We start from the raw sequence: 252 nt of genomic DNA, 5'->3' as shown, positions 1-252 counted from the left end.
GTACCAGTGTGACTAGTGCACGTGATGAGTACGATGGAACAGAACATGGCTTATAGAAATATCACTACTAGTTTAGCTCTCCTAGATGATGGAGAGCTTTTTTCATGAAAAGAACACTTAAAATTAACGCCTTGTCTTGATATAATGACACTGCCTTGTTTTAAAATAGTAAGCGGATGCGTTAATGTATCAGCGATTAAATTTGTTGGAAATGTATAAAAAACACAAGCTAAGAATAAAATACCTGTATAA

At 34.1% G+C, this 252-nt stretch carries 1 protein-coding gene; it reads right to left on the bottom strand.

What is annotated here, in order from left to right:
• Nucleotides 1-50 precede the first annotated feature (50 nt).
• Nucleotides 51-252, bottom strand: a 202-nt coding sequence (locus tag ACSNOK_RS35285) for a hypothetical protein (protein WP_236558887.1), incomplete at its 5' end; no start/stop codon positions are given.

Origin of the sequence: Streptomyces sp. URMC 126, from assembly GCF_051386555.1 — a bacterium.
Taxonomy (GTDB): domain Bacteria; phylum Actinomycetota; class Actinomycetes; order Streptomycetales; family Streptomycetaceae; genus Streptomyces.
This window is presented reverse-complemented; position numbering and strand designations above follow the sequence as displayed.